Origin of the sequence: Sphingomonas sp. CFBP 13603, assembly GCF_014892665.1 — a bacterium.
Classification (GTDB): Bacteria; Pseudomonadota; Alphaproteobacteria; order Sphingomonadales; family Sphingomonadaceae; genus Sphingomonas.
In genome coordinates, this window is the sequence record NZ_JADBIA010000013.1 from 13370 (window position 1) to 39987 (window position 26618).

Annotated in this window: 28 protein-coding genes and 1 pseudogene; 16 read left to right on the plus strand and 13 right to left on the minus strand. The window is 63.3% G+C overall.

Going from position 1 to position 26618, the window contains the following annotated elements; genetic code table 11:
• Positions 1-210: 210 nt before the first annotated feature.
• The 4 genes from IFR23_RS17010 (at position 211) to IFR23_RS17025 (ending at position 6409) form a co-directional block, all read left to right on the plus strand.
• Positions 211-951 carry an ABC transporter ATP-binding protein gene (locus IFR23_RS17010; protein WP_192239373.1) on the plus strand — a complete coding sequence of 247 codons (741 nt, stop codon included), beginning with the start codon at positions 211-213 and terminating at the stop codon, positions 949-951.
• Positions 948-2387: a DUF3526 domain-containing protein gene (locus tag IFR23_RS17015; RefSeq protein WP_192976906.1), complete on the plus strand. Its 1440-nt coding sequence runs from the start codon at positions 948-950 to the stop codon at positions 2385-2387. The genes IFR23_RS17010 and IFR23_RS17015 overlap by 4 nt, the downstream gene beginning before the upstream one ends.
• Positions 2384-3679 (plus strand): DUF3526 domain-containing protein, encoded by a 1296-nt coding sequence (locus IFR23_RS17020; RefSeq protein ID WP_192976907.1) that lies wholly within the window; start codon positions 2384-2386, stop codon positions 3677-3679. The genes IFR23_RS17015 and IFR23_RS17020 overlap by 4 nt, the downstream gene beginning before the upstream one ends.
• A 360-nt stretch (positions 3680-4039) precedes the next feature.
• Entirely contained in the window at positions 4040-6409 is a 2370-nt protein-coding gene (locus IFR23_RS17025) for a TonB-dependent receptor domain-containing protein (RefSeq protein ID WP_197978507.1), read from the plus strand.
• Positions 6410-6688: 279 nt separating this feature from the next.
• On the opposite strand, the gene IFR23_RS17030 is transcribed toward IFR23_RS17025, so the two are convergent.
• From IFR23_RS17030 to IFR23_RS17050, 5 genes are all read right to left on the minus strand, one after another.
• On the minus strand, positions 6689-7849 hold the full coding sequence (locus IFR23_RS17030; RefSeq protein WP_197978508.1) for a PepSY-associated TM helix domain-containing protein: 1161 nt from the start codon (positions 7847-7849) through the stop codon (positions 6689-6691).
• A gap of 1 nt (position 7850) precedes the next feature.
• Complete coding sequence (locus IFR23_RS17035) at positions 7851-9884, minus strand: TonB-dependent receptor (RefSeq protein ID WP_342344990.1); 2034 nt, start codon at positions 9882-9884, stop codon at positions 7851-7853.
• A 42-nt stretch (positions 9885-9926) separates the two neighbouring features.
• Positions 9927-10766, minus strand: coding sequence for a DJ-1/PfpI family protein (locus IFR23_RS17040; RefSeq protein WP_192239524.1), 840 nt, complete (start codon positions 10764-10766; stop codon positions 9927-9929).
• A 12-nt stretch (positions 10767-10778) separates the two neighbouring features.
• Positions 10779-12785 carry a TonB-dependent siderophore receptor gene (locus IFR23_RS17045; RefSeq protein WP_192976908.1) on the minus strand — a complete coding sequence of 669 codons (2007 nt, stop codon included), beginning with the start codon at positions 12783-12785 and terminating at the stop codon, positions 10779-10781.
• 255 nt (positions 12786-13040) lie between these two features.
• The gene (locus tag IFR23_RS17050) at positions 13041-13478 is read right to left on the minus strand and encodes a hypothetical protein (RefSeq protein ID WP_192239522.1); all 438 of its coding nucleotides are present in this window, start codon (positions 13476-13478) and stop codon (positions 13041-13043) included.
• 253 nt (positions 13479-13731) lie between these two features.
• Here IFR23_RS17050 and IFR23_RS17055 point away from each other — a divergent pair, with 253 nt between their 5' ends.
• Positions 13732-14142, plus strand: a complete 411-nt coding sequence (locus tag IFR23_RS17055; RefSeq protein ID WP_342344991.1) for a DUF2946 family protein — start codon at positions 13732-13734, stop codon at positions 14140-14142.
• 175 nt (positions 14143-14317) lie between these two features.
• Here the strand turns inward: IFR23_RS17055 and IFR23_RS17060 are convergent, their stop codons facing one another.
• Positions 14318-14572 carry a hypothetical protein gene (locus tag IFR23_RS17060; protein WP_192976910.1) on the minus strand — a complete coding sequence of 85 codons (255 nt, stop codon included), beginning with the start codon at positions 14570-14572 and terminating at the stop codon, positions 14318-14320.
• On the opposite strand from IFR23_RS17060, the gene IFR23_RS17065 reads away from it, so the two are divergent.
• Genes IFR23_RS17065 through IFR23_RS17075 form a run of 3 tightly spaced genes read left to right on the plus strand, consistent with a single transcriptional unit; the run spans position 14571 to position 17106 of the window.
• Entirely contained in the window at positions 14571-15980 is a 1410-nt protein-coding gene (locus IFR23_RS17065; protein ID WP_192976911.1) for a cytochrome ubiquinol oxidase subunit I, read from the plus strand. The two genes, IFR23_RS17060 and IFR23_RS17065, sit on opposite strands and share 2 nt — an antisense overlap.
• A complete protein-coding gene (gene cydB, locus IFR23_RS17070) occupies positions 15977-16990 on the plus strand; it encodes a cytochrome d ubiquinol oxidase subunit II (protein ID WP_192976912.1) in 1014 nt (337 codons plus the stop codon). Before IFR23_RS17065 ends, cydB begins: the two co-directional genes overlap by 4 nt.
• Positions 16990-17106, plus strand: a complete 117-nt coding sequence (locus tag IFR23_RS17075) for a DUF2474 family protein (protein ID WP_244655750.1) — start codon at positions 16990-16992, stop codon at positions 17104-17106. Before cydB ends, IFR23_RS17075 begins: the two co-directional genes overlap by 1 nt.
• 113 nt (positions 17107-17219) lie before the next feature.
• Here the strand turns inward: IFR23_RS17075 and IFR23_RS17080 are convergent, their stop codons facing one another.
• Positions 17220-18050 (minus strand): DJ-1/PfpI family protein, encoded by an 831-nt coding sequence (locus IFR23_RS17080; protein ID WP_192976914.1) that lies wholly within the window; start codon positions 18048-18050, stop codon positions 17220-17222.
• Positions 18051-18225: 175 nt separating this feature from the next.
• On the opposite strand from IFR23_RS17080, the gene IFR23_RS17085 reads away from it, so the two are divergent.
• The 5 genes from IFR23_RS17085 (at position 18226) to IFR23_RS17105 (ending at position 21074) form a co-directional block, all read left to right on the plus strand.
• Entirely contained in the window at positions 18226-18654 is a 429-nt protein-coding gene (locus IFR23_RS17085) for a DUF2946 family protein (RefSeq protein WP_192976915.1), read from the plus strand.
• Between the two features lie 180 nt (positions 18655-18834).
• Positions 18835-19527, plus strand: a complete 693-nt coding sequence (locus IFR23_RS17090) for a superoxide dismutase (RefSeq protein ID WP_192976916.1) — start codon at positions 18835-18837, stop codon at positions 19525-19527.
• A 20-nt stretch (positions 19528-19547) separates the two neighbouring features.
• A complete protein-coding gene (locus tag IFR23_RS17095) occupies positions 19548-20024 on the plus strand; it encodes a copper chaperone PCu(A)C (RefSeq protein ID WP_192976917.1) in 477 nt (158 codons plus the stop codon).
• Positions 20024-20644 carry an SCO family protein gene (locus IFR23_RS17100; protein ID WP_192976918.1) on the plus strand — a complete coding sequence of 207 codons (621 nt, stop codon included), beginning with the start codon at positions 20024-20026 and terminating at the stop codon, positions 20642-20644. Before IFR23_RS17095 ends, IFR23_RS17100 begins: the two co-directional genes overlap by 1 nt.
• A complete protein-coding gene (locus IFR23_RS17105; RefSeq protein WP_146168898.1) occupies positions 20637-21074 on the plus strand; it encodes a copper uptake system-associated protein in 438 nt (145 codons plus the stop codon). The genes IFR23_RS17100 and IFR23_RS17105 overlap by 8 nt, the downstream gene beginning before the upstream one ends.
• A 54-nt stretch (positions 21075-21128) precedes the next feature.
• Here the strand turns inward: IFR23_RS17105 and IFR23_RS17110 are convergent, their stop codons facing one another.
• On the minus strand, positions 21129-21542 hold the full coding sequence (locus IFR23_RS17110; protein WP_192976919.1) for a MerR family transcriptional regulator: 414 nt from the start codon (positions 21540-21542) through the stop codon (positions 21129-21131).
• 72 nt (positions 21543-21614) lie between these two features.
• Between IFR23_RS17110 and IFR23_RS17115 the strand changes: the two genes are divergently transcribed.
• Positions 21615-22376, plus strand: coding sequence for a glutaredoxin (locus IFR23_RS17115; RefSeq protein ID WP_192976920.1), 762 nt, complete (start codon positions 21615-21617; stop codon positions 22374-22376).
• Positions 22377-22444: 68 nt separating this feature from the next.
• Here IFR23_RS17115 and IFR23_RS17120 read toward each other — a convergent pair whose 3' ends face one another.
• Entirely contained in the window at positions 22445-22783 is a 339-nt protein-coding gene (locus IFR23_RS17120; protein ID WP_192976921.1) for an STN domain-containing protein, read from the minus strand.
• A gap of 473 nt (positions 22784-23256) precedes the next feature.
• Between IFR23_RS17120 and IFR23_RS17125 the strand changes: the two genes are divergently transcribed.
• On the plus strand, positions 23257-24192 hold the full coding sequence (locus tag IFR23_RS17125) for a DJ-1/PfpI family protein (protein ID WP_192976922.1): 936 nt from the start codon (positions 23257-23259) through the stop codon (positions 24190-24192).
• A gap of 25 nt (positions 24193-24217) precedes the next feature.
• Here IFR23_RS17125 and IFR23_RS20655 read toward each other — a convergent pair whose 3' ends face one another.
• The 3 genes and pseudogenes from IFR23_RS20655 to IFR23_RS20055 all read right to left on the minus strand — a co-directional run.
• Positions 24218-24385 (minus strand): helix-turn-helix domain-containing protein, encoded by a 168-nt coding sequence (locus IFR23_RS20655; RefSeq protein ID WP_197978517.1) that lies wholly within the window; start codon positions 24383-24385, stop codon positions 24218-24220.
• Complete coding sequence (locus IFR23_RS20050) at positions 24351-24527, minus strand: hypothetical protein (protein WP_197978509.1); 177 nt, start codon at positions 24525-24527, stop codon at positions 24351-24353. Before IFR23_RS20050 ends, IFR23_RS20655 begins: the two co-directional genes overlap by 35 nt.
• Positions 24528-24529: 2 nt before the next feature.
• Positions 24530-24829, minus strand: a pseudogene (locus IFR23_RS20055) (DJ-1/PfpI family protein); the annotation flags it as partial.
• A 280-nt stretch (positions 24830-25109) separates the two neighbouring features.
• Here IFR23_RS20055 and IFR23_RS17135 point away from each other — a divergent pair.
• Entirely contained in the window at positions 25110-25649 is a 540-nt protein-coding gene (locus IFR23_RS17135) for an isochorismatase family protein (RefSeq protein ID WP_197978511.1), read from the plus strand.
• A gap of 56 nt (positions 25650-25705) precedes the next feature.
• Here the strand turns inward: IFR23_RS17135 and IFR23_RS17140 are convergent, their stop codons facing one another.
• Positions 25706-26563: an SDR family oxidoreductase gene (locus tag IFR23_RS17140; RefSeq protein WP_192976923.1), complete on the minus strand. Its 858-nt coding sequence runs from the start codon at positions 26561-26563 to the stop codon at positions 25706-25708.
• Between the last annotated feature and the right edge of the window lie 55 nt (positions 26564-26618).

The window sequence follows — 26618 nt, forward strand, 5'->3', positions numbered from 1 at the left end:
AAGCGTCACATCGTGGTTGTCTAGCCTGCCGCTCGAAGAGGCGTCGATGATGCCCGCTGTTGGTTCGCAGTCGAGCGTTATGAGTACAAACTCCTCCGGCGATGAACTGTGTGTCACGCGCTACCCGCTCCCTTTCGGAACATGGAATGTTGCAACACGGCAACAACGCCGTATGATACGCTATATCATGTCGCTTACAGATTGAGGTCTATGCCCGATAACAACGGTAACCCTATCGCTATCCACGAACTGGCGCTTGCCTACGGCAACCATCGCGTTCTCGACGGTCTTTCGCTTACCGTTCCTGCCAGCAGCATCACGGCGTTGCTGGGCGGCAACGGAGCGGGCAAGTCGACCACCTTGTCCGCTCTGCTTGGCTTTGTGCGCGCCGATGCGGGACAGATCGCAGTCTGCGGCATCGATCCAGGGGCTGACGCTGACGCGGCACGCCGACGCATTGCCTATCTCCCCGAAAACGTCGCGCTGTACGAGCATCTGAGCGCGGTTGAGAATGCCGATTACCTGTTGGCACTGGCGGATCAACGTCAGGACCGGGGAACGATCACCGACGCGCTGGCTGCTGCCGGGTTGCAGGACCGGGCTTGGGACCAGCGGCTGGGCGGCTTCTCCAAGGGGATGCGGCAGAAGGTCGCGATTGCAGTGGCACTGCTGCGCGAAGTGCCGGTGCTGCTGCTCGACGAGCCGACTTCTGGTCTCGACCCGCGCGCAACCGCCGACTTCAACGCGCTGCTCCTGAAAGTGCGCGACCGCGGCACCGCGGTGCTCATGGTCACGCACGACCTATTATCCGCGGCCGATGTCGCCGACCGTATCGCCTTCCTTGAACAGGGCCGGATCGTTGAAGATGTCACGGCCACCGGGTCCGAACGGTTCGACATTCGTGCCCTGCACGCGCGGTTCCAAGTCGGCGTGGGGACCCGTGCGGCGTGAGTGCGACCCACCTGATCGCGCGCGATGAACTCCGGTTGATGGCGCGCAACCGCGTCGCGGTGATCGCGCTTGTCCTGCTCGTCGTGCTGACCCTGGCGGCGGTGCTCAGTTCATGGTCGCACCAACGCGGCATCGCCGAGCTGCGCACGCGGCATCAGCAGGTGGCCGCTGCGGCGTTCAAGGCTCAACCCGATCGCCACCCGCATCGCATGGTCCATTACGGCACCTTCATCTATCGACCGCTGGGTGCGTTGGCCGCGTTCGATCCCGGTGTCGATGCCTTCACGGGCAACAGCATGTTCCTCGAAGGCCACCGCCAAAACAGCGCCAATTTCGGCGACGTCCGGCAAAGCTCGCTGCTGGTGCGTTTTGGGCAACTCACCCCCGCCTTCGTCCTCCAGGTAGTCGCGCCGTTACTGCTGATCTTCCTGGGCTTCGGCGTACTGGCGCGCGAGACCGAGCGAGGGACGCTGCGATTACTGATGCTGCAGGGTGTCTCGCGCGGACAGCTGGTGCGTGGCAAGCTTGCCGCGCTCGGGATCGTGGCCTTGATCGTCGGATTTCCGGCGATGGTCGGTTTTGTCGCAATCGTCGCGCAACCCGGCACGCTGGCGTTGCCAATGGCAGCCATCGGGCTAGGCTATGCGCTGTATCTTGCATTGTGGCTCGTCCTGATCCTGCTCGCGTCGGGCTTTGCCCGGCGCGGGCGCGATGCCCTCCTTGCACTGCTGGCAATATGGACGGTCGCGGTCGTGCTGCTGCCGCGCATCGCCCCCGACATTGCGGGGGCCGCGGTGCCGCTCCAGAACCGTCTTCAGACCGATGTCGCCATCGCGCGCGACCTGCGCCAGCTGGGCGACAGTCACAATCCCGACGATCCGCATCTGGCGGTCTTCAAGCAGTCGGTTCTGCAACGCTACGGCGTAACCCGGGTCGAGGATCTGCCGGTGAACTACAAGGGACTGCTGGCAATGGAGGGGGAGCGGCTGACGTCCGGCCTGTTCGATCGCTATGCAGGTGCCAGCTTCGCAGCGCAGACCGCTCAGAACCGGTTGGTCGATGCGATCGGTGTGCTGAGCCCAACGATCGCGATCCGCGCGCTGTCGATGGCTGCGGCGGACACCGACTTTGGCGGACATCGCCGTTTCCTCGAACAGGCGGAGACGTATCGCTACGCCCTCGTGCAACGTCTCAACCGGATGGAGGCGAGAAATGTCAGCTACGCCGACGATATAGCGGAGGATGCGGGCGCCGATCGCCGCAAGCGGATCGCAGCGGACAATTGGCAACATATGCCTGATTTCGCCTTCGTTGCGCCAAGCGCCTCGGCGCTTGCGGCCGCGGCGCTGCCCGGGATCACTATTCTGGGACTGTGGCTGGCAGTCGCCACGCTGCTGCTCACACGGGTGACCCGTCGTCTGGGAGCCCGTCAATGACCTTATGGATGGCTGAACTACGCCTGTTGCTCCGTGCGCGACTAAGTGTCGTGGCACTGATCCTGCTGGCGATACTCACCGCCGCTGCCGTCACCGCAGGCATGGTGGAAATCTCCCGGCAGCGCACTGCGATCGCCGCAATCCCGGCCGCGCAATCCGAAGATATCGCGGCCGTTGCCGACTATGTCGATCGGACCAAGGACGCGGGCAGTGCGGGCTATTACAGCTTCCACCCAACCTGGGACGCACCGTCCCCGTTGGCCTTCGCCGCACTCGGGATGCGCGACGTCTCGCCCTACATCCTGCGAGTCCGGGCGTTGGGGCTGGAAGCGCAGATCTATGACGGCGATGTCTTCAATCCTGAACTCGCTCTGCCGGGCCGGTTCGATTTTGCGTTCGTCCTCGTCTTCCTCGCGCCGTTATTCGTGGTCGCGTTGTTCCATGATCTGACGTCCGGAGAACGCGAGGCGGGGCGGCTGCGGATGCTGGATGCTCTACCGCGGGGTGGCGCAAAGCTGCTCCGCCGACGTATGCTGCTGCGTGTCGCGCTGTTATGGGCGGCGCTTGCCGTGCCCTTCCTCGTTGCCGCGGTAGCGTCCGGTGTCGGGGACGCAGCGATCTTTGCGGTTCTCTCCGTGATCCTCGCTTACCTCCTGTTTTGGATGGCACTCGCCGCACTGGTCGCGAGGCTCCGCTGGAGCTCGGTTGCAAACGCTGCAACGCTCGCAGCGTGCTGGCTTGTACTGGTGCTCGTCCTGCCGACACTGGCGCACGTCGCAATCAACCGCGCCGTGCCGATCGGTCAGGGCGCAGAGATCGCGCTGGCCCAGCGCGAGATGGTCAACCGCGCCTGGGACATTCCCCGCGAAACGACGATGCGCCGCTTCTATGCCGGTCATCCCGAATGGGCGGACTCTGCCCCGCTCGGGTCGGCCTTCCATTACAAATGGTATTTCGCCTTCCATCAGGTCGGTGACGAAAGCGTCGCGACCAAGGTCCGTGCCTATCGAAGCGGGTTGGAACGCCGCGATGCCGCTGCGCGCATGCTTGGGTGGGTGCTGCCTTCGGTGGGAGTACAGGCTTTGCTGACCCGGCTGGCTGACACCGACGTTCGCGCACAGCTGGCATATCAGGACCGAGTGCGTGCCTTCCACGCCAGGCTGCGCAATTTCTACTACGGGTATCTGTTTCGCGACCGGCCGTTTGGCAGGGTCGACTTCGGTCGGGCACCGATCTTTACCGCTCGCATGAATACAGCCGGTGGATCAAACAAGGCCGCTGACCGGCCCTGAAACCACCCCTTCACGGCGGTGGACGGCTCACCCGGAGCTATCAGGCTGTTCGCTGATCAAAACACGGCCATCGGCAGCCTAAGCAACATAATAGTATAACATCACTCAAGGGGTCTACATGCGTTCATTTGCGATAGCGCTTGCCGCCACAGCTGCGATGCCGATGCCTGGGTTTGCGCAGGAGGTCGTTCGGGAAGCCGACGCAGTCGAAGACAATGATGAGGCCCGGGAGATCGTCGTTACGGGCAGTCGTTTTGGCGGCCGCACGACAACGCAATCGTCGACGCCAGTGGACGCCATATCGCGTGAGGCGCTGCAACAGAGTGGGCGTGTCGATCTCATCCAGATGCTGCAGTTTAGGTGCCGAGCTTCAGCGCCCCGCGACCGCTGGCATCAGGTGTCGGCGATTTCATCCAGCCACCTTCCCTGCGCGGACTAGGGGCCGGCGAACTGCTCGTGCTGATCAATGGCAAACGTCGCCACACCACGGCCGACCTCAATTCGAGCAACGGCATCGGTCGCGGCGACGTCGCGGTTGATTTCAATGCCATTCCGACCCTTGCCATGTCGAGAATCGAAGTGCTGCGCGATGGTGCTGCCGCCCAATACGGCTCGGACGCGATCTCGGGGGTGATCAACATGATCCTCGACCGCTCGCTCGGCACCATCGCGCAGGCGGGCTATGTGCAGACTACGAAGGGCGACGGCGACACCTACGAGGCAAGTGCCTCCACAGGCATCCCGCTCGGAGCGAACGGCGTTCTGCGCCTGACCGCGGCTTACCAACACCGGGATGGCACCAATCGTGCGCGGGCGGATACGCGGCAGCAGTATTTCGGAACGAACGCCGCTGGTCGGCCAGTCGCGCCCTCTGGCAACTATGGCTCCGGTGTTGGACTGACACCATCGAACGGGACGCTCGACCCGAGGGAAGCCGGGTTCGACCGGAACGTATTCCAGCAGGGCGACCAGCCAAACCGAAACTACCAGCTCTTCTACAACCTCGTCGCGCCCCTGCCAGGGGGCACCGAATTCTACAGCTTCGGTGGCTACAATCGCCTTGATGGCGACATCCAGTATTTCTTCCGCCGTCCTGGACAGGACGAGACGGTACTCGCGCTCTACCCGGACGGTTACAGCCCAGGCCTCGACACCAGGCTGGAGAACATTTCCACCGCGATCGGTCTGCGTGGAGATGATCTGGCAGGGTTCGGTTGGGACCTGTCGACCGTCTATGGCGTCAGCACCGTCCGCACGACTTACGTCGACAGCGTTAACGTGTCCTTGGGGGCTGCCTCCCCGTCGCGCTTTTACCGGGGCGGTAGCGACTTCTATCAATGGACCTCGAACCTCGATTTCACGCGAGAGATCCCGGTCGGTGACGATCAGCCGGCAAGACTGGCGTTCGGCACCGAGTATCGCGAGGAAGCCTACCGTCTTTTCTCGGGGGCGCCCGATGGTTATCGCAATGGCGGGGTATTGATCCCGGATGGCCCTAATGCCGGTCGTCCGGGGCCGATTGGTTCGCAACCTGGACCAAGCAACGGGCCCGATGATCGTGCGTCGATCGCTCGCAATAGCGTCGCGATGTATGGCGAAGTAGAAAAGCAGTTTTTCGGCCGTCTGCTGCTATCAGGTGCGGCCAGGCACGAACGGTATTCCGACTTTGGCAGTACCACAAATTTCAAGGGTGCCGGGCGGCTCGGTCTGATCGGCGGGCTGGCGCTGCGAGGCTCTTACAACACCGGCTTTCGTGCGCCTGCGCTGGCACAGTCCGGCTATAACGCATCGAATACGCTGATCCTCAACGGCGCCCAAGCGATCGTTCGAGTGGCAGCAGTCGACAATCCTGCAGCGCGGCTAGCGGGCGCGACTGACCTGAAACCTGAACAGTCACGCAACGTGTCTGTCGGGGTCGTCTTCGAGGCCGGCGGTTTCACGACGACACTCGATGCCTACCGGATCAAGGTGCGTGACCGCATCGCCATCTCATCGACTTTTCAGGATGCTCGCCTGACCAGTTATCTGGCCGCCAACGGGCAGTCTGGCTTCGCTGCGTTGTCGTTCCTGACCAACGCGGTCGACACGGAGACAAAGGGCATCGATCTGGTCATGAACTACCGACATCGCTTTGGGGACGGAAGCCGGATCACGGCCACGCTTGCGGGAAATTATAACAAGACGACGTTCGACAGGATCGCGGGCACCCCGGTGCCAATCGCGGCGCTGGGCATCACCACGCCACTCTTTGACCTCACCCAGCAACTTCGCTTTTCGGACAGCCTACCGCGCGACAAGATCACACTGGATCTGAATTATGCGCGGGGACCGTTTACGTTGTCCGTCACGAACACCCGGTATGGGCGCGTCGCGACGGTAGCGTTGCTTAATCGTACGCCGGCCCAAGTCGCAGCATTGGTACAGAGCTATGACGTTCGCTTGGTTCCCTCGACGGGTAGTGCGGCGAACTCAGACATCGTCCAGCGCTTTGGTGCCAAAATCCTGACGGATATCGATGTCGGCTGGCAGGCAACCCGTGCGCTGAGGCTGAGCGTGGGAGCGCAGAACGTCTTCGACATCTATCCGGACGAGAATATCGCCTCAACGGTCTCTAGCGTTGCGGTCGGGAGCAATGGCGCCGACAATGCCGGCACCCAGCCTTACAATGCCGTTTCCCCCTTCGGATTCAACGGCCGGTCCGTGTTTATTCGCGGGAGTCTGAATCTCTGAATCAAGCTGGGCTGCCGATCAACGCGGATCTTCCGCACCGGCGCAGTGTCTCATCCGGTTTGTAGATCGGTTTCTAAGATTGATCCCCGACACCCTCGATCAGAGGGCCAGTATGTTATGGCATATCACACTGGCACGGATGTATTTCGTGTGCGGGCCATCCTCGAGCGACCTCACTTCCCGCAGCGCCGGCTTTTCACCAACCTCTTCAGGAAAGTAGCCAATGTTGCCTACGGCCGAAAAATAACGGGTGCGCCGTCAGCTACGCGAACATCACTCTCATGTGCCTCGCGGCCGTTCGTTCGGCCCTGCGAACTTCGCCAGAGTCCGACGCTCCGAATTGTTGCGGCGCCGCGACCAGCGCATAAAACCGGTCGTGAACAGGATCGTGGGCAGTATACCCGCGACCAGCGCGAGCAGCCGGCCGGTGAGCCCGAACGCCTCACCGCCATGCAGCGGGTGGAGCCAGTTTAGCACCGTGTCGCCGCCACTCTCCGCACGGCCGTCACGCACGGCAAGGATGCGACCATCATGGGGATCGAACCAGACATTGGTGCGCGGGAAGCGTCGGCTCGGCTCGCCGGGGCGGGCGAGATTGATACGGACGGCCCCTGTGGGGGTCGCCGGCGTTTCGATCCAGGCCAGCGCACCGTCGGGAAAGCGCCGACGTGCACGCATGATCAGCGCGTCGATGGTCAAGCGGGTGCTTCCGAGCATCACGGCCGGCTTGGGTGTCTGGTAAAGCGGCGAGACGCTGGCGATGATCGGCCTGGTCTGGTCGGGCAGGTCGAGCATCACTCCCGTCGCGGTCACGACCAGCAACAGGATCAGTCCGGCAAGGCCGGTCAGCTTGTGCCAGTCGTATAGTCGCCGGATCGGCAGGGCGTGCGTCTTGAACCGCAACGCGCGCCACCAGCCCCCTGCTCGCGGCCACCACGCCCATATACCGCTCGCCAGCAGCACCAGCATGACGATCCCGGCAATCCCCATCGCGATCCCGCCGGGCTCCTCCAGCAACAGGCGGTAGTGGAGATCGTAGATCCAGGTGACCAGCGTATCACCCCAGAAGCCGGTCCGGATCGTCGTCAAACGCACCGGATCGACCCAGGCAAGCAGCGGCGCAAAGGCGCGTCCGGTCGTTTCCTTCGGTGTGTAGTACCGGACGGGAATCGCGCCGCCCTCCCCCGACACCTCGATCCGCCACGCGCCGGTGCGCGCCGGATGCTCGCGGTGGAGCGTATCGACCACCGCCTGCCACGACGCCGGGCGTGCTCCCGTGGGCACCGCGCGCAGTGCTGGGCTGAGCACAGCGTCGATTTCCGGGTAGAACACCAGCAGGCTGCCGGTCAGCCCGGCAAACGCGAACAGCACGCCGATCGTCAGCCCGAGCCACAGGTGGACGCGCCGCATCGTCACGCGCAGCGAAGGACGCGTCGCCATTTTAGAAGTTCAACCGCACTGCGCCGAACAGGGAGCGCGGGTCCGCCGGCGCGTGAAGCCGCTGCGTGCCGTCGTACCAGACATATTCGTAATGATCGTTCGTGAGGTTCTTCAGCTGCGCCGACAGTTCGAGCTGCGGTGTCACCTTGTAAGCGAGTTCCGCGTTCAGCACGACATAATCGCCATAGCGCCCCTGCGTGTTCGCCGGGTTCAGTTCATAACTCGACTGTCCGTTACCCCAGAACGATACGCGCAAGTTCGGATCCGGGGTTAGGTCCAGCCCGCCCGAAAAGACGTTCTGCGGGACATGGTCGATCGCGTTGCCCGCCTGCGACGGCGTCGCCGGATCGGGCGTCACGATCCGTGCGGTCTGGTGCGAGTAACTGCCCCAGAGCGCAACGCCGCGCACCGGCTTCACGTCGAGCTGGAAATCGACGCCGCGCCTGCGCGTCTTGCCGAGATTGTCGAAATCGCCCGACGGGTCGTTCAAGCGACGCTTCAGTTCGCCGCTCGCGGTCTGCTGCCACAGTGCGACGCGTGCTTCCAGCCAGCGACCGCGCGTCAGTTTAACGCCGCCCTCGAACCCCTCGTTGATCGACGCCGCGACATCGACGACGCGGGGCGCCACCCGATACGCACCCGAGCCGGCACCGATCTGGAAGGTCCGGCCGTAATTGCCGTACACCGTGACGCCGCGCTTGGGCATGATCGCGACGCTCAGCTTGGGCTGGCTGATCGTGCCGTAATCGTTGATCGGCGCCGTCGTGCCCGCGAGCCGGTTGGTGAAATCCCCCTCGACCCGGTCAAGCCGCCATGCGGGCGTGATCTTCAGCCAGTCGGTCGGTTCGATCACCGCCTGCAGATACCCGCCGTACACGGTGAGGCCGAATTTCTGGTCTCGCGTCTGGCTGCTGAGGATACGCCGGTTGGTCAGCCAGCGCAGGCTCTTGTTGTCCTGCACCTGCACGTCGCCGCCCGCCTCTATCATCAGTGCGTCGCTGGCGTGGTAATGCAGCGCGAGCGTGCCGCCATATTGCCATTCCTCGGTCAGCCGGCGCTGTTGCGCGACGTTCGCCGAGAAGCGGACGTAGCGGTCGTCGCGCAAAGAGTTGGCATAGCCCTTGGCACTCAGCGCGAGATCGTCGGTGAGGTCGGAATCGAGGTGCACGCTGTACTGTCCGAGCCGGCGCTTGCCGCCATCGGTTTCCGAAACCGCGTAGGAGCGTCGTCGGTTCGTATAGGCATCGGCATCGGTCAGGTAGCCTGGCTCCTCGGCGGTCGCGTTCGAATGGCGGACGATCGCGCCGAGCCGCGTCGATCCGAAGTCGTAGAACCATTTGGCCGCAAGATTGAGCCGGTCGAGATCGGCATGGTCGCGAAACGCATCGGTGCGTCGGTAGCTGACCAGGTAGTTCTGGCTAAACTGGCCGCGTTCCAGACCCGCGGAGACCTGACCGTCGATCGTCCCGAACGCGCCCGCGATGGCCCGCGCGTCGAGGTAGCTACCACCGATCCGCGTCAGGATGTTCGCGTTGCCCGCGATATTATGCAGGCCCCAGCGCGGATCGGAGGTGCCGCGGACCAGTTCGATCCCGGCGATGTCGAGCGGCGAGACCATGTCGATCCCGGTCATGCCGCCGGCATTGTCGTTGGTCGGGACGCCGTCGATCAGCAGCTTGACCGCGTTGATCTCGCCTTCGCCATTGAAGCCGCGGATCGAGAAGCGGCCCGAGGTGGTGCCCTGGTTAAAGTCGGTCAGCACGACACCCGGCAGCCGCGCGAACAGCTCCCAGGTGTTGTCGACCGACTGGCGCTGGACGATGTTGCCGCCGAGTACGTCGACCGACGTCAGCACATTCTCGGTCGAGCGCGCCATGCTGGGCGCGGTCACGACGATATCGCCGATGGTGAAGCGCGTATCGCCCTCTACCGGCCCCGTCGCGGCCGTCCTTGCGGTATCCGTCTGTGCGGTGGCGGGATAGGCGAGCGCCAGACCCAACATCACGCCTGGCATAGTGAGCATTATCGTCTTCACTTCAGTCTTCCCCTTAATTCGTTACTTCGTCGATCTGCGGGTTCAGCCGTTGGCGGCGAGGGCCTCGGCCTGTTTCCTGAATCCGGCGATCAGTTCGATCATCGGCGCCTTCACCTCGGGACGCGCGGTCTTGAGCGTGCCGGCGTTGAAGGGTGGCTGCGGATCATATTCGCTCATCAGCTGGGTGCATTCGGCGTAGGTCCGGTCGCGCAGTTCGGCGATCATCGTCGGCCCGAAATCGAGCCCCGACGTCACTCCCGCGCCGGTGATGCGGTTGCGGTCGCGCACGACACGCGCGTCGGTCGGGATCGCGCCGAAACCCGCCAGCGCGTTGCGGCACGACCAGTGCGAGGTGGCCTTGTACCCCTTCAGCAATCCGGCCTTGCCGAGGATCAGCGAACCTGAGCAGACGCTGGTGACGTATCTCGCGCGGGCACCGCGATCGGCCATGAATGCAATGGTCGCGGGACCCCGAGCCGCAGAGATCGTCCCGTCGGTGCCGCCCGGCGCGAACAGCACCGTCAAGTCCCGCGAACAGGTGTCGAAGGTGGCGTGCGGCGTGATTGTCACGCCCGCGTCGCTGGTCACCGGTTCGAGCGCTTTCGCGACCAGCATGACCTTGGCGCCCATCATTGATGCGAACATCGACTGTGGCCCGATCAGGTCCATGACGGTCATGCCGGGGTACATGAGCATCGCGATCTGTTCGTCGCCTATCCAGTGGATGCCGTCGCCGCTGTTGCCGGGCATCGCGTGGTTCATGGGCGGCGCCATCGGCGCAGGTTTAAGCCTGGCGGACGCCGTCTGTGCGCCGGCCGCACCCGCCGCCAGCGGAGAGAGCAGCGTCATCAGCGCAGCGGTACGGCGATCGATGTTGGTCATCGATATATCCTTTCAGAGACGCGTCTTGAGCGTGACGAACGCCGAGCGCGGCTGCGTCGGCATCACGACCGGGAAGGCGAAATACTGATAGGTGTCGAAGCTGCGCGCGCCGCCCAGGTTGACGGCTGACACCTGCACAGTGAACCGCCCGATGTCATAGGATGCCTGCGCGTCGATCGCCGCATAGCCCGGCACGGACACGCTGTTGGGCAGCGTGATCTCGCGCGCGGTGAAGGCGGTGACGCCCGCACCCAGCGACAGGCCCTTCGCTGCACCGCGCAGAACGCGATACCGTGCGGCGATACGGCCGCTGTGCCGCGGCACGCGCGGCAACCGGTCGTCGATCAGCGATGTGTTGGTGTCATGGGTGACCGCAGCATCGGTATAGGCGTAGTTCGCGATCATCGAGAACGCCGGGCGCGGTTCCCAGATCAGGTCGGCCTCGATCCCGCGCGATCGCTGCTGCCCGGTCTGCACCACGAAAAACGGAAAGGCCGGATCGGGATCGGGCGTCGCGACGTTGTTGCGCGTCTGTTCGTACACCGCCAGCGTGCCCGACAGGCCGATGCCGGTCGCCGCAAGCTTGATGCCACCTTCGACGTTGCGCGACGTTTCCGGCCGCGGCGTAAAGCGGCTCATGAGGCCGAACGCGCCACGAAAGGCTGTGGCATAACCGGCATAGAGCGCTACCCCCGGCACGACGTCGACCGTCGCACCGATCCGCGGCGACAGCCGATGATACGTTTCGTCTGTCGCCTGCTGGTCCTCGCGGAACCTGAGCCGCGTGTAGCGAAGCGATCCGGTGAGGTGCAGCCAGCCATAATCGGCCTGATCCTGCGCGTAGATGGCCCGCGTCTCGTATCGGTCCGTCTGCAGGAGACTGGGAGGCAGGATTTCGCCGAACGACACGTCGTAGGTCGGATCGGCGAGGTCGATCGATCCGCGCGTCATGCCCGTGAAGGCCATGTCCGAATAGAAATCGGTATGGTCGTAGCTCGCCCCGACGAGGAACGTGTGCGTCCCGCCCACCATCTCCGTCTTGGCGACCAGGTTCGCCTCGAACGTCGCCTCCTCGAAATGGCTGAGCATGTTGAGCGCGAGCAGCGGATAGGTCGTCGGGGTGGCGGGGTCGGCCGGGTACATGTCCGGATAAATGAAGGTCCCGAACTGCGGCACGCGGCTTTCGTAATAGCGGCCTGTGACGGTCAACCGCACGCCGTCGCCGAAGTCGTGCCGCAAGGTGCCGGTAACCATCTGGTTCGTGGTACTGGACCGCGGCTGACCGTTCGGCGCGCCGGGAAAGGCATTGCGATCCACTTCGCCTGCCAAGGTCTGCGCGGCGGGAAGCCCCGAATATTCCAGTTGCTCACGGCGACCATATTGCCCCTGCACCATCAGGTCGGTCCGGGTGCCGAGCTGGAAAGCGATGCTCGGCTGGACGAAGATCCGCTCGCCCTCGATCCGGTCGACCCAGTGGTCGTTGCTCTGATATTCGCCGGCGATACGCGCGGAAATGCCCGTTGTGATCGGCACGTCGAGTTCGCCGTAAGGATTGAAAGTCGCGAAGCTTCCGGCCCGGATCGCGGCATAGCCCTGAAGCTTGGTTCCGGGGCGCTCGCTTTCGATATTGATGAGGCCGCCAAGCGGCGAGCCGACGCCGCCGCCGTAGAGCGTGGCGCTCGGGCCTTTCAGCACGTCGATCCTGCGGATGCCGACCAGGCTTGCGGGATCGTTGGCCGCCGAAAACGCGCCGAACATCGGCAGGCCATCCTGATAGATCTCCGCCATGAAGCCGCGCACGATCGGCCCTACGGTCAAGCCCTCCTCGGGGCGGTTGCCGACGACACCCGACACATTCGCCAAAGCCTCGCCGAGCTGGCGACGATCCTGTTCGCGCAGCAGCGCGCCGGTCAGCACCTGCACCGACTGCGGCACATGGATCAAAGGCGTGGTGGTGCGCGTCGCGGACGCCGTCTCGGGAACGGCATATCCGTCGCGGATACCCGTGACGACGATCATATCGCCAGCCCAGCTTGGCCCGGCATTGGTCGGTATGGGGTCAATCGGCGCAGTCCGAGCTTCGACGTTCTGAGCGTGCACGGTCGGAATTGAGAAAGACGTACAGGGCGCGGCGACGGCGACAGCCATCGTCGTCCCAAGAAGAGACTTCGGTCGAAACATCGAAAATGCCTTTGACTGGCGCGCGAGCCTTTGGCAGCGCACCATGAACGACAGGGACCCGCCCCCGATGGGAGGCAGGTGCGATTCAACAGGTCAACGGAAGACGGGCGGGCCTTGCGAGGGCGGCCGGAGATGCGGCGTAAGTGCAAGGCGCGGCGATCCGACCGCTCGCGAGCCAACCGCCATGACGAAGGCGATGGCCGCGATCAGCAGGACGGGATCGACCGCCGCGAGCGCGTGCGCCGAAAGGCTGGAGAACGCACACGGCATCTCCGTCCTGCCATGCTCGTCGGACTTGCCTTGATCGGCCATGTCGCCGTGCATTTCCGGCATGGTCATGTCCATGTCTCTGCTCGTGCCAGGGCTAATGGTCTGCGGTGCGAACCCCGAGCAGATCGTGATGGCGATCCGACCGTGCTCGGCGGAGATCATGTAGCCCGACGGGATCAGCAGCTTCAGCGCCAGCGCTGCGACGCAGATCAGCGCAGCAAGGTGGCGATGAGCCAGAACATGGCGGCGAAGTGCGAACACCAGACGCGAGCTAGCCCAGTCATGAGCAACTGTCACTTGGACAGGATGACCTCCCCGTGACGATCGTGCGATCAGAACCTGCCGTCGTTCCACGCGCAATTCTGCCCGTGAACATTCGTTGCCAAGAAGGCAAAATAATCGCGGGTTCCCAGTATCATGGGGATGTCGGAACGGAATCAAGCACCAGCCCTGCAGCGCACATGAGACATAATGTCACATCGACTAAGACGATATCGTGACCTAGCGCATTCTCATGCCGGCTATTCGCCATCTTGTTCGAGACCATTCGCTGGCGATAGTCTTGATCCTTGCGGTATCGCTTGCATTACGCCTTGTCGTACCGAGCGGATACATGCCGACGATATCGCACGGTAAGATGGTCGTATCGATTTGCTCGGGCACGATGACCGAGCCGATGGTACTGGAAATGCCCAAACTGACGCAGCAGCCGGACGATGCGAGCCACGACGCCCCCGCAAAGCATGACGCGCCGTGTGCCTATGCCGGCCTGACGATAGCGGCGCTTGCTGCCATACCGCTCGACCTGCTGATCGTCGCTCTGGCCTTCACGATGGGCAGCGGCCTACGTCCCGGATCGGCACCAGTCGAAACGCTGCGGTACGGACTGCGACCTTGGGCTCGAGGCCCCCCCTTCCCCCTCTGACCAGTCATCCACGCGTCTCAACGTCCGCTCGCTCGATCTCATCCAGCTGAGCCGATGCGCGGCGCCCCGCTTCGTCAGAGATGCCCGCGTCGATCGCAGGCGGAACAGGATCATCCATGTCAAAATCATCGTCCGTCCGGGCGAGGACGTCGCGCGCGCGGCGTCAGAGCAACCCTTACCTGATCGGCAGGGCACCGAAATGCTGACGCCCGGTGAACGGCGTTTTCGCCGAAAGCTCGACATCTTCGTCGTCCTGCTGGTCGCGGTTACCGCGATGCTCCTCATGCTCGAACGCGCGGCCGACGAGCGTGCACGCGCGGTCGATCTGCAGCCGGCTACGAGCACGGCAGGATGAACTTGGTGCCGGGCGCTGGTCGCTCGGCATCGCACCGTGTCCGGCCGGGTCCGACACGACGAACAGGCCTCCCATGACAGATTATGCGCTTCTTCTCGCACGGATACAGTTCGCCTTCACGGTATCCTTCCACTTCCTGTTTCCCGCGTTTTCGATCGGGCTCGCCAGCTTCCTGATGACGCTCGAGGGCCTCTGGCTCAGGACCGGGCGCGGCGTGTACGCCAACCTCTACCGCTACTGGCTCAAGATCTTCGCGATCGTGTTCGGTATGGGCGTCGTCTCCGGCATCGTAATGTCCTACCAGTTCGGCACGAACTGGTCGGTGTTCTCTGACCGAGCCGGCCCCGTGATCGGTCCGTTGATGGCCTACGAGGTGCTCACAGCCTTCTTTCTGGAAGCGGGCTTCCTCGGCGTAATGCTGTTTGGCATCACGAAAGTCGGGCGCGGACTGCATTTCTTCGCTACCTGCATGGTGGCGCTTGGCACCCTGATCTCGGCGACCTGGATCTTGAGCGTCAACAGCTGGATGCACACTCCGACCGGCTTCGCGATCAACGCGCAGGGGCAGTTCGTCCCCGCAGGATCGTGGCTGCCGATCATCTTCAACCCCAGTTTCCCTTACCGGCTTACTCACACGGTCATTGCCGCATTCCTGACGACGGCGCTGGTCGTCGCCGCGGTTGGTGGATGGCACCTGCTGCGCGATCGGGCGAACCTCGGCGCGCGCAAGATGCTGGCGATGGGCCTGGGCATGGTCGCGGTCATGGCGCCACTCCAGATCCTGGCCGGCGACGAGCATGGGCTGAACACGCTCGAGCATCAGCCGGCCAAGGTGCTGGCTATGGAAGGGCATTACAACGCGCATCCCGACGGAGCGCCGCTCATCCTGTTCGGCCTGCCCAGCGACCGCGACGAGCAGGTCCGCTATGCCGTGGAGATACCGAGGCTCAGTTCGCTGATCCTGCGCCACGACTTGAACGCCCCGCTGCCGGGACTGAAGAATTTCGCGCGCAATCGACGTCCCCCGGCAACGATCCTGTTCTGGTCGTTCCGGATCATGGTCGGGCTTGGGCTGGCAATGCTCATGCTCGGCGTCTGGGGGCTGTGGGCACGGTGGCGAGGTCGGTTGTACGATACACCCTGGCTACACCGCGCGACGGTGGCAATGGGACCGGCGGGCTTTGTGGCAGTGCTCGCCGGCTGGATCACGACCGAGGTCGGCCGGCAGCCATGGGTCATTTATGGTCATATGCTGGCGGCGGACGCGCGCTCGCCGATTGCGGCCCCCGCAGTGGCGACGTCACTTGCCGCTTTCGTCGTCGTCTACTTCGCGGTCTTCGGATTGGGCGTCCTCTACGTCCTTCGCCTGATCGCCAAACCACCCGAAGCGCATGAGGCTGAGCCGCGCCGCACGCCCCGCCATGCCGGCGGGATCACGCCCGCAGCTGCCTTCGAGCCGACCAACAAGGAGAAGGACGCATGACCGGCCTGACATACAGTCTGGACCTTACCGTCGTCTGGGCCGTCATTATCGCATTCGGCATATTCGCCTATGTCGTCATGGACGGTTTCGATCTTGGCATCGGCATCCTGTTCCCCGGCTTCGAGGTTGGGGCGGAGCGGGACGCCGCGATGAATTCGATCGCGCCGGTGTGGGACGGAAACGAGACGTGGCTGGTGCTAGGCGGGGGCGGGCTGTTCGCGGCCTTCCCTCTAGCCTATGCGATTATCCTTCCTGCCACCTATCCGCTGGTGATCGCCATGCTGCTGGGCCTGGTGTTTCGCGGGGTGGCGTTCGAGTTCCGCTGGCGCGATCCGGTGCACAGACGTTGGTGGGACAGGGCCTTCACGTTGGGTTCTCTGGTCGCAGCAATCGCCCAGGGCATGATGCTCGGCGCGATCCTGCAGGGCATCCGGGTCGTGGGCCGTGCTTTCGCCGGGGGATGGCTGGACTGGCTCACTCCGTTCACCGTCCTGACCGGTATCTCGGTAGCCGTCGGCTATGCGTTGCTCGGCGCGACCTGGCTGATCGGCAAGACGGACGGTCCCGCACAGGCTCATGCACGGCGGATGGCCAGGATGCTGAGCATCGCTACGGTCGTGGCCATGACCGCGGTCAGCGCAGCGACGCCGTTCCTCAGCTACGACTATTGGCGACGCTGGTTCGCGATGCCGGGCGTCCTGCTGACAGCGCAGGTGCCGTTGCTGGTCGTCCTGATCACCGGAGTCCTTTTCTGGTCGATCGCCCGCGGGCGACACAAGCTGCCCTTCCTCGCGTCGCTGGTGCTGTTCCTGTTGGGATACGTCGGACTGGGCATCAGCGTCTTTCCCTACGTTGTGCCGCGTGCCGTCACGATCTGGGCCGCTGCGGCTCCGGCGCAGAGCCAGTTGTTCATGCTGGTCGGGACCGTCGTCATCATCCCGATCATCATCGCCTATACCGGTTGGGCCTATTGGGTGTTCCGAGGCAAGGTCGGCGAGGGGTATCATTGATGGCCGCGCCCGGATCCCAGCTCGTCCGACGGCTGTGCTGGCTGGCGGTGATCTGGACCGCGAGCGTTTTGGCGCTCGCAGCGGTCGCCTTCGCCATTCGTACGGTGCTACTTTAGTCTCTCCTATTCCGGCCGGGAAAGGCGAGTTTCCAGGCCGGAAGGGGGGCTGCATGCATCGGTACGCGCCACGTGCCGGCGTCCGTCGGCGCACGCTCTAATTGGTGGTCTTATCAGCCCGGGCGTCGATCATTCGCCGTGGCGGCGACTTCACGCACACCTGCCACGAAGCCCGTAAGCATGTCCTGCGCCCGAGCGAGTACCGCAGGGGGCGCGTGGTTCGGCGTACCGCTATCGAGCGAAGGCGCCGGTGCATATTCAGCAAACAGCTGGACGATCTGCGCAAACTCGGTAGGACGAAGCCGCTGGATCAGGGCAAGCGCTAGGTCGAGGCCCGCGGAGACCCCTGCCCCGGTCGCCCTGTTGCGGTCGAAGACGACACGCTCGTCGACTTCGATCGCGCCGAATTCCTTCAGCAGCGGTCGGCCGATCCAATGCGACGTCGCGCGATACCCTTTAAGGAGTCCGGCCCGACCGAGCACGAGCGATCCCGTGCAGACGCTCGTCACCCACTTGGCGCGCGCTCCACGATCGCGCAGGAAGGCGAGCATCGCCGGATCGCGCATCGCCGCCAGCGTGCCGGCGGTACCGCCACCGATCAGCAACACGTCGAGATCCTTTGGGCAGGTCTCGAACGTGGCGGTCGGCGTCAGGACGAGGCCGTTCTCGGACGGTATCGGGCGGATGCTGTCGGCAACGAAGTGGATTGTCGCACCGGCCAGCCGGCCCAGGAAATAATGCGGCCCGATGACGTCGAGCGCCGTGACGTGATCGTACAGGACGATGCCGATCTGCTCATTGCCCTTCCAGGCGGCAGGAACCTTGTCCATGTAGCCGTTCGGTTCGGCGCTGGTGTTTGATGCCTCCAAGGGCGCCGTTCCGCTTGCCAGAAGCGTTCCAAACAGAGTCATCATCGTTGCCGTCCGGCGATCGCAGTCGACCATGTGTCGCTCCCCAGTAGTTCGTGAATACTCGTACGCCGGATGGTATCATCGCAAATTTCCCGGCCCGAGGCCGAACCCAGCGCCTACTTATCGCATGACTAGCCACCGAAACCCCCTTGTCACGTGGGCAGAATGCCCAAGTGACAAGGCCCCCTGATCACGATAGCTCTCCGTCGTGCCTGCGATCCGCCGCCTCCTTGCGCAACGTCATCTTGCCGTGCTGCTATGTGTCGCTGTGCTGCTGTTGAAGCTGCTCGTTCCGACCGGGTACATGATCGCGAACGATCGCGCTGCGATCACCATCGTTACTTGCTCGGGCATGACGACCGAAGCGATGGCGATGCCCGGAATGGGCGACGACATGGCCACGACGAAGGCAGCGATGCCCGACCACCAGCCGTCGACCGATCACGGCAAGACCGAGATGCCCTGCGCCTATGCCGGTCTTTCGGCACAGATCCTCGGCGCCGTCGATCCCGTCATCCTGTTGGCCGCACTTGCCGTTGTCGCCACGTCGGCCTTGCTGGCGGCGCCCGGGGCAACGCTGCAACCACATCCGTATCTACGCCCACCGCTGCGTGGACCACCGCTCTCGCTGAAATGACGATCGTCCGCCCACCGGCATGACCGGATGGAGCGGCACTGTCACCGTGCACCCGGCGCCTAACCAGGTGCGTGCGCAGGCTCGTCATGTCGATCACCTGACTGGGAGGCACCCGACACCATGTCGGCAACCGCCTCTTGCGGACAATCGACAGAGCTTTCCGCGAGAAGGAAATCATTAATGTTTCGCTGCCTGTTTTTCGGGGCAATCGCTCTGTGCCTGCCACTGCCGTCGTTCGCGCAAGTCGCGCCGGCACCGTTCTCGCTTCCTGCCTTGCCCTATGCCACCGATGCGCTTGATCCCGCGATTGACGCGGCGACCATGACGATCCACCACGACAAGCATCATCAGGCCTATGTCGATGCGCTGAACAAGGTCGTAGTGGCCGATCCGTCGCTCGCGGGCCGGTCGCTGGAGGCGTTGGTGGCGAAGGCCAGCACGCTCCCGCCGGTCGTCCGGAACAACGCCGGCGGTCATTGGAACCACAGCTTCTTCTGGAAGACGATGGCGCCGGCCGCACAGTCCGGGCAGCCCTCCGCCGCGCTCGGGGCCGCAATCGATCGGCAGTTCGGTTCGCTCGCGGCATTCAAGGTCGCCTTCAGGGAAGCCGGTACGAAGCGGTTCGGCTCGGGCTGGGTGTGGCTGGTGGTCAAGGCGGATGGCACGCTCACCATCACATCCACCCCCAACCAGGATAATCCGCTGATGGATGTCGCCGATGTGAAGGGCACCCCGGTGCTGGGCAACGACGTGTGGGAACACGCCTACTACCTCAAATACCAGAACCGCCGCGCCGACTATCTCGATGGCTGGTGGCAGGTTGTGAATTGGAAGACCGTTTCGGACCGCTTCGCTGCTGCGCGCACGCGCTGAACCCTATCAAAGGAAGTAAAATGACCTATCGCATCGCGCTGGCGCTCGTCGCCACGCTTGCCACCCCTGCCCTTGCGCAGGATGTCCGCAAGGGCTCGCTCACCATCTCGCAGCCCTGGTCGCGGGCTACGTCGCCGCGTGCCACGGTAGGGGCGGGCTTCCTGACGATCCGCAACGTTGGCGCGCGAGGAGACCGGCTTATTTCCGCCACGTCGCCGCGCGCGGAACGCGTCGAGATCCACACCATGTCGATGGACGGCGGGGTCATGCGGATGCGCCAGCTCGTCGATGGTCTCGCAGTGCCGGCAGGCGGCACTGCAACGCTCGCGCCGAGCGGCAATCACATCATGCTGATCGGCCTGAAGTCTCCCCTCAAGGCAGGCGAACGGGTTCCGGCGACGCTGCGTTTCGCGCGCGCGGGGACGGTGACCGTGCAGTTCGTCATCGGTGGCGCTGGCGATGCAGCGCCGGCCGGTCAGGATGGGGGGCATAAGTGATGTCGTATCCACGCACACGCGGGTTGCTGCGCGGTACCGCTCTGGCAACCGTCCTCACGTTCGGGCTGGTCATGACCGTCACGGGATGTTCGCGCCAACCTAATGCCTCCGGCAATAGCGCCACGACATCGCTACGCGCGGGACCAGGCGGGCCGTTCACACTGGTCGACACCAGGGGAAAGACGGTTACCAACGAGACGCTCAAGGGCAAGCCCTACGCGATCTTCTTCGGCTTCACGCGTTGCCCGGATGTGTGCCCGACGACGATGGCGCGCATGGAATTGCTCCGCAAGCGGCTCGGGACCGACGCGGACAAGATGAACGTCGTGTTCGTCTCGGTCGATCCCGAGCACGACAAGAAGGAGGACATCGCCAGCTTCCTCTCGATGTTCGATGCGCCGGTGATCGGTCTGACCGGAGACCCAGCCGAGCTGAAGCGGATGGAGAAGTCGTTCAAGATCTATGTCGAACGTGTGCCGCTGCCGAACGGCGATTACACGATCGATCACACCGCGCGGATACTGCTGTTCGATCGTGATGGGCAATTTGTCGACACGATGGACGCCAAGGAACCGGAGGCTCAGGCGGTAACTAGACTGAAGCGACTGATCGATGCTTAGGTTTCTCGGGATGGCGGGCGCTTTTGCGCTCGCCGGCTGCGGCATTCCGAACACGGTCGTCGACAAAGGACGCATCGCTCAAGCGACCGAAGCGCACTTCGGCAGTGCGCGGTTTCCGATCGAGCTTGGTCCGGTCGTCATAAGCGGCGATCACGCGATCGCGGACTGGACCCAAGGCGACTTTGGCGGTCGGGCGTTGTTCGAGCGGGGGACGTACGGCTGGATGCTCGTGCTCTGCAGCGGCGATTCGATCCGACGCGCGGAGAATCTGAAGCGCGCTGGCGTGCCCGACTTCAACGCCGGCTGGATCGCCGACCGGCTTGCCAAAGCGGAAGCCGAACTGCCCCCCGAGAACCTGGCTCGCATGAAGCGCTTCGTAGGCACGGCGCAGGACCACGAAAACTATCTGAAGACACTGGAGGGGAAGTGATATCCGGATCGAGCTCAGCGCTACCTTTCGATCATGCGGAAGGTTTCACGGCGTTCATCCTCCGGCGTGATCGAACGAGGTCAGGATCGGGCACGGTCCCGCGGAACCGCTGGCGCATTCGCGTGCTAGCCGTCGAAGCGAGTCCCGCGCCTTTTCCAGCGCCTCGATCTGCAAGCCCAGCGCAACGAGCCGCTCCTTCGCCAGCGCCCGGACCCTTGCCCGATCCTCGGTCGCGTCGAGCGCGAGCAGTTCGCTGATCTGCTCAAGCGTGAAACCGGCTGCCTGCGCGGAACGGATGAACCGAAGCCTACGAACATCGTCGTTGTCATAGCGCCGGATACTCCCCGACTGGCCGTACCCGTCCGGTCGAGCCGGCGTCTCGAGAAGGCCTCGCCGTTGATAGTAGCGAACCGTCTCAACACCCACATTGCCCGCGCGCGCCAGCCCGGCAATCGTAAATCCCGACATCCCTTGACTCCGTACCACGGTACGGACCCTATACAAGTGGCAGTGCATGGATACCAGCCAAAGGCCGCTGCAATGACTTCAATCGCCGATCCCCGCCAAGCCGTTCTCTACCGCATGGTGATGGACCAGCACGTGTGCCCCTATGGGTTGAAGGCGAAGGACCTGCTGCGCCGAGAAGGCTATGCCGTCGAGGATCGCTGGTTGCGCACGCGCGCCGATACCGATGCGTTCAAGGCGAAATACGGTGTGAAGACGACGCCGCAGACTTTCATCGGCGGTGAACGGATCGGCGGATACGACGATTTGCGCCGGCATCTCGGCAAGACCGTCGCCGATCCCAAGGCGACCACCTACCGGCCCGTAGCGGCATTGTTCGCCATCACCGCGTCGATGGCTCTGGCTGTAAGCCACGCGGCATATGCCACGCCGTTCACGCCGCAGGCTGCGGCGTGGTTCATCGGGTTCAGCATGACGGTACTGGCCTTGTTGAAGCTCCAGAACATCGAGGGCTTCGCGACGATGTTCCTCAACTACGACCTGCTGGCGAAGCGCTGGGTGCCGTATTCGTACGTCTATCCGTTCGCCGAAGGACTGGCGGGCGTACTGATGATCGCAGGCGTGCTGACCTGGCTGTCGGTGCCGATCGCGCTGGTCATCGGTACGGTCGGCGCGGTGTCCGTGGTCAAAGCCGTATATATAGACCGACGTGATCTTAAGTGCGCGTGTGTTGGCGGATCAAGCAACGTTCCGCTCGGCTTCCTGTCGCTGACCGAGAACCTGATGATGATCGCGATGGCGGCATGGATGGGGCTTACGGCTCACCCCACCATGTGATCTGCCTCCTCGAAGGGATGACCAGGCCGGGAATGAGCCCGGATCGATGCTCCTTTGGGCGTTGACGTTCAGTTGCGGGGAACGCGGACGATTTCAAATCCGTCCTTGATCGATCGCATCTGTAATCCCGTACCGTCCAGCATGGCCTGCAACGCCTGTTGAGGCACCATAGTGCCAACGACAGGCTTTGAGCGCTTGCCCTTGGCCAGCTTCGTGCCGGAAATCGGGCACCGGGTCGTGAGGCGCAGCTGGTTGAGCGCACGGTCCAGTCGATCACCCGGGATGGCGATGACGACCGGTTCGTTCCGGCAGTCATACTGGAGACCCTGAGCGCTGGCGTTGGCACCAATGCCGGTTACCATCACAGTCAATGTTGGAGTTACCAGTCGGGCGATGGAGGTGCGCATTCGCTTGATCCTTATGTATGCAAGAAAGCCGTCGCGGGTCGTACGCTGCGACGGCCATCCTCTCTAACGGACTGTCATTTCAGTCTTCTGAACATTTAGGTGCTTCATTGACCCAATGAACCGGTAGCGAGCGCATACGCGTCGCTCAGCTTGTGCGACAACAACTTCGAAACCAAGCGGCCTGTGGCGCAAAACCACTGATCCACGTCCTTTACGCCATCGTTTCGTTGGCAGACAGATCGTCGCATAGGCGGCAATCAGGAAGCTCAATGCAAGACTTCAATCGACGGACAGCGCTCATCTCCGCAGCCGTGACACTAGGTGGGCTCGCACTCGCTGGCAGGGCCGCGATAGCCGGACAGGCCGCCAAGACATCCTCGCTCTTCGACGCCTCCAAGAATGCAAATCCGGAGAGAATAGCACCGTACAAATCAAGGTTCGGTCGCTCGAAGCCTCTTGTCGCCATCGTCGGCTTGAACGAGGGCACGATCATCAGCGATTTCTGCATTCCGTTCGGCGTGATGGCACGCTCGGGCGTGGCCGACGTCGTATCGGTGTCGGTGACCCCTGGTCCGGTGAAGATGCAGCCGCTCACCTTCCAGCTGCAGACGACCGTGGACGAATTCGACAAGAGCCATCCCGAGGGCGCTGATTACATCTTCGTTCCGGCCGTCGAAAACGACAGTGATGCGGGCCTGCTGCGGTGGATCAAGGCGCAGGCGGGCAAAGGCTGCACCGTAATCAGCATCTGCTACGGTGCGATGGCGGTCGCGAACACCGGCCTGTTCGACGGCCACCGGGCGACCTCGCACTACAGCAACGAAGAGATGCGGGTACGGCGTTTCCCGAACGTGAAATGGCAGAAGAACATCCGCTACGTCGCCGACGGCAAAGTAGTCTCCAGTGCCGGCGTCAGTGCCTCGATGCCGACTTCGATCGCGCTTGTCGAGGCGATCGCCGGTCCCGCGAAGGCTGCCCAGGTCGCACGCGACGTCGGCATCGACGGCTGGAGTTCGAAGCATGACAGCGACGCGTTCCAGTCCGATCCGGGTAATGCGGACATGCCGGCGCGCCATGCGAAGCCCGATGTCAAGCTCGGTATCCCGGTAAAGACGGGAGACGACGAGATCGCGCTTGCGTTGACCGCGGAATCCTACAGCCGGACGGGGAACACGATGGCCTACGCCGTCGCGGCAAGCAGAGCTCCCCTGCGACTTGCACACGGGCTGGTCCTCCTGCCCGATCTGGTGGCAGGAGGCCCCACGAAAGTCGATCGCACCCTTGCCCCGCTCGAAGCACATGAAGCCACTCGCGCGCTGGACATCGCGCTGGCCGACATCACCAAGACCTACGGTCCGAAGGCCGCGCGTCATGTTGCCCTGTTCATGGAATATCCCGGACCGACGTAATCCCAGGCACCATTCAGGTCGTCGGCTAATCCCCGCTCGCGAACCGTCGTCGGTAATCGGATGGGGAGAGGCCGACGATCCGATTGACGACCTTATGGAACGCGCTCGGATCCGTGTAGCCGACCTCCCAGCCGATCTGATCGATCGCAAGCCCTGTATCACGCGGCTTCGCTCTCGCGTTCGATATGCGCAAGCGCTGCCAATAGTCCGTCGTCGTGTGGCCGGTCGCCTTTTTGGAAGCGCCGCAGGAACGTCCGGTCCTTCAGCCCCGCCTGCGCCGCGAGCGGCGGGACGTCGACGATCTTGCCCTGACTGCCTTGCATGAACTTCTGCACTTTCAGGATCGCATCTGCTCTCGCCCCGGCGGATCGATCAGGAAACTACGCGCCGCTTCGATCATCACAGCATCCCTAAGGAACCGGGCTATGATCGTCAGGCAAAGATCCGCCCACGCCATGACACCGCCAGCGGTGACGATGTCATCGTCGTCAATGACGATCCGATCCGTGTCGAGCTTCGTCAGAGGAAAGCGGCTTAGGAGGCGATCCTCATAGGCCCAGTGCGTCGTGACCGTACGACCGTTGAGAAGATCCATTTCGCCGAGCAGGAACGCGCCCAAGCAGACCGAGGTTAGTACGGCGCCGTCCGTACCGTTCTTGCAACCAACGCGTCACGACCGGCACCGTATCGTTGCCGGGCTGTCCAGTGCGGGGGAAGGAGGTAGATAGATGGAGTCGTGGTATGCGAAACCGAGGAATAGACCCGTGTAAGCGTACCCCTTACGCCGATGGCAGCCCAATGGGCCACGACTAACGTACCACTAGACGCTGGATCCGACCTAGCTGCAACGCGATCGGCGGCAACCAACAAGTCAGTAATGCCGAAAACCGCCGCCAGCTGTGCGCCGGAGTAAGGGAATGGAAAAGCGCGCCCTGATCGTGGTCGATCTTCAGAACGAGTATCGAGCCGACGGTAAGTTACCACTGAAGAACCTGGACCAGACCATCGCGAATGCGAAGTGTGTCCTCACCGCCGCGCGGGACCGACAGGACCTGATCGTCCACTTCCGCCACGAGACCCCCGGTTTCGCAGATGCACCGTTCGCGGCCGGCACGAACGGCACGGAGATCATTGCTGCCGTGGCACCCGTCGATGGCGAGGCCATACTGTCCAAGCGTTACCCCCAAGTCCTTCCGCGACACCGGACTGAAGAACATCTTGGAAGAGGCGAGCATCACGGATGTAGGGATCTTTGGCGCGGTGAGCCACATGTGCATCGATGCAACCGCGCGTGTCTCATTCGATTTCGGACGGTGGTCGGCGACGCCTGCGCTACGCACGCGCGGGTCAGCGATGGCGTCGACGTCCCGGCCCCACAGGTCCACGCGAGGTTCATGGCAGCGCTTGCCTTCGCCTATCCCGAGGTCGTGCCAACATCAGTGTTGTTTGCTGACTGAATTGCGATTGGAGGGGGAATCTAATTAACGCCCCCTAACTGCCCGATCTGGCTCTCCTAAATTCCCATGTCGGTGAGCCACTGCCCCACGCTGCGCGGGCAAAGGCCGAGTTGCTCCTGCGCGCTGGTGTTGGCAGTCACCACGTTATCAGGCATCTGCAGGAGCGCGGCGTAGAAGCTTGCGATGTTCACAGCAGCAGGACCGATCAGTGGTTCGAGCTGCGCGCCAAATGATTTGGGAGACAGCGCCTCGAACCGGATCTCGCGAGAAAGATGCTCTGAGAACGCGTGGGCCAGTTCCGGACCTGTCAGACCTGGGATATGGCCGATGCCGACTATGCCAGTCACGGAATGGTCGGTCAGCAGCCGTTCCGCCGCGATTGCCACATCGAGGTGTGAACTCCACGATACGGCGAAATCTTCGCGCATCGGGTAGGGCAGCACGCCGTCCGACTTCACCGGCCCGATGACCATCGGCAGCAGCAGGTTTTCCAGATACTGGCGCGGCGCGATGACAGCATGAGACACGCCGCTGTCGGCCACGCCGCGGAGCAGCGTTGCGATAGCACTATCGGCAGATGCCTGCAGTATGCTTTCGGGCTGATCAACGATCGCGCCGCTGGTTGAGATCACAACGCGCTTCGGCCGGGCGACGGCTATTGCCTCGACAATGTTGTTCGCCTGTTCCAGCCGCACGGATTCTGCCGTCTGCGGCAGATGCACGAACACGCCGTCCGCACCGGTGTAAGCAGCGATCAGCGACTTGATCGAACCGTTGTCCATGATGATGGCGGGCATGTCTTGCGCACTGGCGGGGCTGCGTACCGCAGCAAGCGCAGCCCGATTGGATGCGAGAAGCTGCTTGTAGAGGGGCGCGCCCTGCGCTCCAGTCGCGCCATGGATGATGTAGGACATGTAATGTTCCTTTTCGATAACGCCGGCTAATCTACCGACACGGATGAGTTCGATG